General features: G+C 69.1%; 8 protein-coding genes. 4 read left to right on the forward strand and 4 right to left on the reverse strand.

Annotated elements, in window-relative coordinates; genetic code table 11:
* Positions 1-58 precede the first annotated feature (58 nt).
* Positions 59-580, forward strand: a complete 522-nt coding sequence (locus V5F48_RS13065) for a prolyl-tRNA synthetase associated domain-containing protein (protein ID WP_394259075.1) — start codon at positions 59-61, stop codon at positions 578-580.
* Between the two features lie 11 nt (positions 581-591).
* On the opposite strand, the gene V5F48_RS13070 is transcribed toward V5F48_RS13065, so the two are convergent.
* The gene (locus V5F48_RS13070) at positions 592-957 is read right to left on the reverse strand and encodes a winged helix-turn-helix transcriptional regulator (protein ID WP_394259076.1); all 366 of its coding nucleotides are present in this window, start codon (positions 955-957) and stop codon (positions 592-594) included.
* A 176-nt stretch (positions 958-1,133) separates the two neighbouring features.
* Between V5F48_RS13070 and V5F48_RS13075 the strand changes: the two genes are divergently transcribed.
* Positions 1,134-1,970, forward strand: coding sequence for an SDR family oxidoreductase (locus tag V5F48_RS13075; protein ID WP_394259077.1), 837 nt, complete (start codon positions 1,134-1,136; stop codon positions 1,968-1,970).
* Positions 1,971-2,061: 91 nt separating this feature from the next.
* Here V5F48_RS13075 and V5F48_RS13080 read toward each other — a convergent pair whose 3' ends face one another.
* The 3 genes from V5F48_RS13080 to V5F48_RS13090 all read right to left on the reverse strand — a co-directional run bounded on the left by V5F48_RS13080 (position 2,062) and on the right by V5F48_RS13090 (position 5,702).
* On the reverse strand, positions 2,062-2,508 hold the full coding sequence (locus V5F48_RS13080) for a GNAT family N-acetyltransferase (RefSeq protein ID WP_394259078.1): 447 nt from the start codon (positions 2,506-2,508) through the stop codon (positions 2,062-2,064).
* 65 nt (positions 2,509-2,573) lie between these two features.
* Positions 2,574-4,262 carry an acyl-CoA dehydrogenase family protein gene (locus V5F48_RS13085; protein ID WP_394259079.1) on the reverse strand — a complete coding sequence of 563 codons (1,689 nt, stop codon included), beginning with the start codon at positions 4,260-4,262 and terminating at the stop codon, positions 2,574-2,576.
* 309 nt (positions 4,263-4,571) lie between these two features.
* The gene (locus tag V5F48_RS13090) at positions 4,572-5,702 is read right to left on the reverse strand and encodes an FUSC family protein (protein WP_394259080.1); all 1,131 of its coding nucleotides are present in this window, start codon (positions 5,700-5,702) and stop codon (positions 4,572-4,574) included.
* A gap of 178 nt (positions 5,703-5,880) precedes the next feature.
* On the opposite strand from V5F48_RS13090, the gene V5F48_RS13095 reads away from it, so the two are divergent.
* The gene (locus tag V5F48_RS13095) at positions 5,881-6,762 is read left to right on the forward strand and encodes a YihY/virulence factor BrkB family protein (protein ID WP_394108882.1); all 882 of its coding nucleotides are present in this window, start codon (positions 5,881-5,883) and stop codon (positions 6,760-6,762) included.
* Positions 6,763-6,769: 7 nt separating this feature from the next.
* On the forward strand, positions 6,770-7,246 hold the full coding sequence (locus V5F48_RS13100; protein WP_394259081.1) for an MmcB family DNA repair protein: 477 nt from the start codon (positions 6,770-6,772) through the stop codon (positions 7,244-7,246).
* The last annotated feature ends 163 nt before the right edge of the window (positions 7,247-7,409 follow it).

Consider the following 7,409-nt stretch of genomic DNA (forward strand, 5'->3'; position numbering starts at 1 on the left):
TTCGCGCGAGCGCCGTGATGCGACCGGTGCCCCCTCCTCCCACGCCAGACCGTCTCCGATGCCCCTGACCCCCGACGCGCTCCTCGACCTTTTGGCCAGGAACGGCATTCCCGCCGCCACCCATGCCCATCCCGCGGTGCACACGGTGGCCGAATCCCAGGCCCTGCGCGGCGACATTCCCGGCGCGCACACCAAGAACCTGTTCCTGCGCGACGGGAAGAAGACCTATTTTCTCGTCGCCATCGCCGAGGACACGCCGGTGAACCTCAAGGCGCTGAGGGGGCCGCTGGGGGCCAAGGGCTCGCTCTCCTTCGGCTCGGCGGAGGCGCTCTATGAGCATCTCGGCGTGCTGCCGGGATCGGTGACGCTGCTCGCCGCGGCCAACGATACCGCCGGGCTGGTGACCATCGCCATCGACGCCGCGCTGCTGAAGGCGGATGCAGTGTGTTGCCACCCCCTCACCAACGCGCGCACCACGGCACTGGCCCCCGACGCCCTGCGTGCCTTCTTCAAGCTCACCCGCCACCAGCCCCTGATAATCGAGATTCCGATCGAGATTCCGCCGGCGCCGGAGGCGTGATCCGATCCGGTTTACCGGGCGATGGCGTCGTAGGCCTTCTGGGCGGCGAGCACGGCATCCATGTTCGCCTCCGCCCAGTGGGCGAGGGCCGCGACGGTGTCGGTGAGGGTGCGGCCGAGGCCGGTGAGGGCATATTCCACCGTCACCGGCACGGTGGGAAACACCTGCCGCGAGATGAGCCCGTCGCGCTCCAGCTTCTTCAGGGTCTGCGACAGCACCTTCTGCGAGATGCCCCGGATCTCGCGCCGCAAATGGTTGAACCGCACCGGGCCGTCCCGCAGCCGGTCGAGGATGAGCACCGCCCATTTGTCCGCCAGCCGGTCCAGCACCATGCGGGTGGGGCAGCGGTCCTGATAGACGTCATAGGGCTGATCCATGGTCCCTCCGCCTCGCGGCCTGCCCGGCGCAGGCCCGGTTTCCCTTGCCCGGTTTCCCGCAGGTGACCATGTGAGCTTCAGGTGCTCTCTTTCGGGCCGCCCGCAGGGCTTGTATGTATCTGCTCGATACATGGTTTCCAACAGAAACCGACATGCCAGCATTTCGGGAGCAGCATATGGACGACGCGATTCTGGTGATTGGCGCCACCGGCAATGTGGGCCGTCCGCTGGTGGAGGCGCTTCAGGCGCGCGGCGCCAGGGTGAAGGCAGCCTCACGCAGCGGCAAGGCAGTGGACGGGGCCGAGGGCGTGGCCTTCGACTATGCCGATCCTTCCACCTTCGGCCCGGCCTTCGCGGGGGTGAAGAGCGCCTTCGTGATGCTGCCCACCGGCTCCATGGACCCCAAGGGCCAGCTTCTGCCGGTGATCGCGGCGGCCGCCGCCCGCAATGTCAAGGTGGTGTTCCTGAGCGTGCTCGGCGCCGATGCCGACGAAGCCATCCCCTACCGGCAGGTGGAGCGGGCGCTGGAGGCTTCGGGCACGCCTTACGTGATCCTGCGGCCCAACTGGTTCGCGGACAATTTCCACACCTTCTGGAAGCCAGGCCTCGCCCATGGCGTCATCGCTTTGCCGGCGGGCGCGGGCAAGTCCAGCTTCATCGATGCGCGCGATATCGCCGAAAGCGCCGCGGCGGCGCTGACCTCCGACCGGTTCGATGGCCGCGCCTTCAATCTCACCGGGCCTGAGGCGCTGGGCTATGGGGATGCGGCGGCGATCCTCGCCACGGTCATCGGCACGCCGGTCGCCTACACCCCCATCGACGACGACAGCTTCGTCGGCATCCTCACCGGCGCCGGCGTGCCGCAGGACTATGCCCGCTTCCTCGCCACCATCTTCGTGCCGGTGCGCGAGGGCTGGACCGCCGCCGTCACCGCCGACGTGGAGACGCTGGCCGGCCACCCGCCCCGGTCGCTGGAGACCTATGCGAAGGACAATGCCGAACGGCTGAAATAAGCGCCGGGAGCGGCGCCCGACGGCGGGCGAAACGGGCCAGCAGACGCCGATCTGTCCGCCGCCCCCGCCGCCTCCCGCTCCAGCTGAGCGGTCACAGATCCATGCGGTATCTGACGAAATCGTCGGCCTGGACAAAGCTGTCGTAGAGCGCGCGCGCCGGATTGTCCTGGCGGGTATGCCAATAAAGGCACGACCAGCCCCTCTCCTTGCCGAGGCTGACGAGATCGGTGATCAGGCTGCGGCCGATGCCCATGCCCCGGCAGGCGGGATCGACGAACAAATCCTCCAGATAGCAGACCGGGCCCGCGACCCAGGTGCCCTCATGCAGGACGGCGATGGAGAAGCCCGCCAGACTCCCGTCGCGCCGGGCGACGCGGCCCAGCATGGGGGAGGCGGGATCGAGGATGCGCTGCCATGTGCGGTCGGTGATCTGCGGGGCCACATCCGCCTCATAAAAGGCGTTGTAGCCCGCCCAGAGCCGGCGCCAGTCGGCCTCGTCCCCGGGCCGGGCATCCGCGATAACGACGGCCTCGCTCATGATCCGCGCCCCCGGCAGTTCGCCCCCCCTCCCCGGCCCATGCAGGGCCGGAGACGGGACAGGCCTCAGTTGCCGCCGTCGAGCAGGCGGCGGGCGATGACCTGGGCCTGGATCTCGGCCGCGCCCTCGAAGATGTTGAGGATGCGCGCGTCGCACAGGATGCGCGACACCGGATATTCCAGCGCGAAGCCGTTGCCGCCGTGAATCTGCAGCGCATTGTCCGCCGCCGCCCAGGCCACGCGGGCGCCGAGCAGCTTGGCCATGCCGGCCTCCAGATCGGTGCGGCGCCCCTCGTCCTTGGCGCGGGCGGCGAAATAGGTGATCTGGCGGGCGATCATGGTCTCCACCGCCATCATCACGATCTTGTCGGCGACGCGGGGGAAATGGATGAGCGCCTTGCCGAACTGCACCCGCTCCTCGGCATATTTCAGGCCCACTTCCATGGCCGCCTGGGCCACGCCCACGGCGCGGGCGGCGGTCTGGATGCGGGCGCTCTCGAAGGTGGTCATGAGCTGCTTGAAGCCCTGCCCCTCCTCGCCGCCGAGCAGATTGGCCGCCGGCACGGTGAAGCCGTCGAAGCCGATCTCGTATTCCTTCATGCCGCGATAGCCGAGCACCTCGATCTCGCCGCCGGTCATGCCCTCGGCGGGGAACGGGTTCTCATCCGAGCCGCGCGGCTTCTCGGCCAGCAGGATGCTGAGGCCCTTGTAGCCGGGCTCGGCCGGATTGGTGCGCACCAACAGCGTCATCACGTCGGCGCGGACGGGGTGGGTGATCCAGGTCTTGTTGCCGGAGACCTTGTAGACATCGCCGTCCTTCACCGCGCGGGTGCGCAGGGAGGCGAGGTCGGAGCCGGTGTTGGGCTCGGTGAACACCGCCGTGGGCAGGATCTCGCCGGCCGCGAGCTTGGGCAGGTAATGGGCCTTCTGGTCGTCGGTGCCGCCGGCGAGGATCAATTCTGCCGCGATCTCCGAGCGGGTGCCCAGCGAGCCGACGCCGATATAGCCGCGCGACAGCTCCTCGGTGACCACGCACATGGCCTCCTTCGGCAGGCCGAGGCCGCCGAACTCCTCGGGAATGGTGAGGCCGAACACGCCCATCTCGGAGAGGTGGGTGATGATCTCCAGCGGGATATAGTCGTTCTTCAGATGCCATTCGTGGGCGTGGGGGGCCACCTCCGCCTCCACGAAGCGGTGCATCTCGGTGCGCATGGCCTCGGTGGTCTCGTCGAGGCCAGCCTCGCCGATGGTGCCGGTGGGATGGGCGCCGCGGATGATGTCCGCCAGCGCCGCGCGGCTCGCCGCCGTATTGCCCTTGGCCGCGAGGGTCGCGATGGCCGGGTCGGCGCACAGGGCGGCCTCGGTCGCCTCCGCGATGTAGAGGTCGCCGAGGCGGACGATCTCGCCCTGGCTCATGGGGATGCCGCCGAGGATCTGGGCGACATACTCGCCAAGGCCGATCTGCACGATCAGCTTTTCCGTGGCGCCGAACTTGCCCATCTCGGTGAGGCGATCGGCATAATGCACCAGCTCGCGCACCGAGAAGACATAAGTGGCGAGCCAGGCGAGGCCGTGGGTGGACCGCTGCTCACGCTCCATCAGCGCCGGGGAGATGCGGCCGCCGTCGGTGACCTGCGCCTTCACCAGGGAGGTGGCTTCCGCCAGCAGGGCTTCGAGCCGCGCCGTGGCCGTGCGGCCCAGCGCAACGGCATCCAGGGTGTCGTCGACGGTCTGAAGGGCGGCACTGGCGCTCATGAAGGCTTTCTCCCCGATTGTGCGTTGCAGAATTGGCTTATCCTTGCCTTGGAACCGGCCCAAAGCAACGCCTGATTACGGCTGCGGACTGCGCCGGGATCAGCGGCGCGGTGCGATTGTGCGGTGCCCGCGTGTGCCGGTGAGTTAGAGAGGAATTTGCTGGGTGGGTCGATCCGACCTTCTGCCATGTCCGCGAGCCCGCCCCGTGAGCCCGCCCCACCGGCCATGTCAGGCAGCGGGCGCATGGTTATTTTCCAGTGGAAAATAACTTCTTAGCTGACGCAAGCATCACGGCTGCCGATCCGCCGCTCACCGGGCCGCTTCGATCTCGTCGAACCGGGCGGCCAGGTCTTCCAGGTTCTCCCGCACGTGATTGCAGGCGGAGACCGCGGCGAAGAGGGAGGTGAGGGTGTCGGCGCCCGCCGTCTCCAGCACGCCCTCGCCGTTGAGGCGCTCTGCCTCGGCCTCCAGCGCCGCCACCGCCGCCCGCGCGGCCTGCGCCTTGTCCTCCAGCCCCTCCACCTTCTGGCCGTCGATCAGATCGGCGAGGGCGAGGATGTGGCCGTTCAGCCCGGCCACGGCAGCATCCAGGCTCGGGGCGACGCGCGCCGCCACGTCCTGATCCATGGGCCGGTCGGCGCCGCGCAACAGGATGATGACGGAATGCCAGAGCCGGCGGCAGGACCGCACCACCGGCGCCGGGTCCGCCTGCCCCACCAGTCCGCCCACCTGCTCGGTCAGCGCCTCGGAGATGCGCGCGTCGGCGGCGCGCAGGGCCTGGCGGGCGCCGGAATTCAACCGATCGAGGGCGGTGGGGTCGAGACCGCGGCCCAGCAGGCCGTCGCGGCCCAGCTCCAGCAATCCGGCATTGAGGCGCAGGGCCCTGGCGCAATGGGGGAACAGCCGCAGCAGCGCCCGCTCGGGCAGGATCAGGATGGACGAGGCCATGCCCACCATCCCGCCCACCGCGATCTCGAACACCCGATGGAGGCCGGACAGCCACGGCTCCAGATGGCTCGGATCGGCAAGCAGCACGATCACCACAGTCACCGGCGCCAGCTTGTAGCTGGCCGAGCGGGCCGACAGGGTGGCGGTGAAGAACACTGCAACGCCCAGCGCCACATAGGTGAGCGTCGCCGAATTGCCCGCCAGCATGGCCGCCGCCACGCCCACCACGCCGCCCACCACCGTGCCCAGCGCCCGATCGATGGCCACAGCGAGGCTGGCGCCGATGGTGGCCTGCACCACCAGCACCGCGGTGAGCACCGCCCAATAGCCGTTGGGAAGGGCCAGCCCCGTGGCCAGCGCATAGGCCACCAGCCCGGCGATGGCGGCCCGCAGCCCGAGCTTGAAATGGCTGGGGCCAAGGAGACCGTAAAGCCGGCCGGAGAGCCGCTCGATGAAGCGCGGCGGGGCGGGTCCCTGATCGGGGCTCGGCATGGTCCTGTCCGGAAACGCGGATGCGGCAACGCAGCCGCCGCCTGCCCCGTCTCTATCCCATGGCCCCGCCCTCCGCCAGCGGCCACGGCGCGCGCGGGATACCGGGCGGGCAGGATACAAGGGGGACCGCTTGCCATTCGCCGGGGAAAGCCCGATGTGACGGGAAACGGGAGTCTCCATGCTGCGGCGCATCATCCATATTCCGCTGGATGCGTTCTGGACCTTCGCCGCCGATGACGGCTGGGCGATCGCGAGCCATATCGCCCTGTCGGCGCTCATGTCGCTGTTCCCGTTCCTGATCTTCGTGACCGCGCTGGCCGGCTTCCTCAACCTCCAGCCGTTGGCCAACGAGACCATCCAGCTCATCCTGGAGACTTGGCCCCAGCAGGTGGCCGGACCCATTTCGCGCGAGATCTACAATGTGGTGAACCAGGTGCGCACCGACGTGCTCACCTACGGCGTGGTGCTCGCCATCTACTTCTCCTCCAACGGCATCGAGAGCCTGCGCATCGGCCTCAACCGCGCCTATGGGGTGAAGGAAATGCGCGCGTGGTACTGGCTGCGGCTGGAATCCATCGGCTACGTGCTGCTCGCCGCCGTCTCCATGCTGGCCCTGTCCTTCCTGGTGGTGCTGGGGCCGCTCATCTGGCAGGCGGCGGTGGCGCAGGTCCCGGCGCTCAAGCCGTTCTCCGGCGCCATCACCCTGATCCGCTTCGGCGCTACTACCATCATCCTGGTGGTGTCGCTGGTGGTCGCCCATCTGTGGCTGCCGGCGGGACGGCGTTCGCTGGCCGAAGTGACGCCGGGCATCCTCGTCACGCTGGTGCTGTGGCTGGTGGCCGCCACCACCTTCGGCTTCTACCTGGCCGAGTTTCCCGCCAATTACGTCACCACCTATGCCGGCCTCGCCTCGGTGATGATCGCCCTCGTCTTCCTGTATCTGACAGCGTCCATCTTCGTGTTCGGCGGCGAACTCAACGCCGCCATCAAGCGCAGCTTCTGCGCCGCCCCGGCCGAGCCCGAAGCCGCCAGCGGCGCGCCCGTGGAAGCGAAGCGGTGAGGGAGCGATGAGGGAGCTTTTGCCGGAGCTGCGGCCGGACGGGCGCCAGTCGGAAACGGCGCGGGCCGTGCAGCGCGGGGTGCTGCGGCACCTGGCGCTGGCGGGGCTGGCAGGCGTGCCGGAATTCGCGCTGGTGTCGGGGCGCCGGGCGGACATTCTCGCCCTCAGCCCCAGGGGCGAGATCACCATCATCGAGATCAAGTCGTCGGTCGCGGACTTCCGCACCGACGCCAAGTGGCCACAATACCGCTCCTTCTGCGACCGGCTGCTGTTCGCCGTGCCGCTGGATTTCCCCGTGGAGATCCTGCCGCCGGACACCGGCCTCCTCATGGCGGACGCCTTCGGAGCGGAATGCCTGCGCGAGGCCCCGCTGCATCCGCTGGCGCCGGCCACCCGCAAGGCGCTGACCCTGCGTTTCGCCCGCGCCGCCGCCACCCGGCTGGCCGTGCTTTATGATCCGGACCTGCTCAAGGGGCTGGTGTAGGGAGGGCGTCTCGCGGTCTGAGAGAGCGCAGCGCTCCACCCTCTCCCTCTCCCGCACCGGCCTGCTCCCTCTCCCGCTTGCGGGGGAGGGTTGGGGAGGGGGCAGAGGGGGAGGGGCAGATCACCGGCGGCGGGTTAGCGGAGAGCTCCCTGCCCCCACCCTG

Source organism: Xanthobacter autotrophicus ATCC 700552 (assembly GCF_043194565.1).
Classification (GTDB): domain Bacteria; phylum Pseudomonadota; class Alphaproteobacteria; order Rhizobiales; family Xanthobacteraceae; genus Xanthobacter; species Xanthobacter autotrophicus_F.

Bases quoted from the DNA above. Each gene is read 5' to 3' on its own strand.
- V5F48_RS13075 (WP_394259077.1), top strand. From the start codon at position 1,134: ATGGACGACGCGATTCTGGTGATTGGCGCCACCGGCAATGTGGGCCGT.
- V5F48_RS13090 (WP_394259080.1), bottom strand. From the start codon at position 5,702: ATGCCGAGCCCCGATCAGGGACCCGCCCCGCCGCGCTTCATCGAGCGG.
- V5F48_RS13085 (WP_394259079.1), bottom strand. From the start codon at position 4,262: ATGAGCGCCAGTGCCGCCCTTCAGACCGTCGACGACACCCTGGATGCC.
- V5F48_RS13080 (WP_394259078.1), bottom strand. From the start codon at position 2,508: ATGAGCGAGGCCGTCGTTATCGCGGATGCCCGGCCCGGGGACGAGGCC.
- V5F48_RS13100 (WP_394259081.1), top strand. From the start codon at position 6,770: ATGAGGGAGCTTTTGCCGGAGCTGCGGCCGGACGGGCGCCAGTCGGAA.
- V5F48_RS13070 (WP_394259076.1), bottom strand. From the start codon at position 957: ATGGATCAGCCCTATGACGTCTATCAGGACCGCTGCCCCACCCGCATG.
- V5F48_RS13065 (WP_394259075.1), top strand. From the start codon at position 59: ATGCCCCTGACCCCCGACGCGCTCCTCGACCTTTTGGCCAGGAACGGC.
- V5F48_RS13095 (WP_394108882.1), top strand. From the start codon at position 5,881: ATGCTGCGGCGCATCATCCATATTCCGCTGGATGCGTTCTGGACCTTC.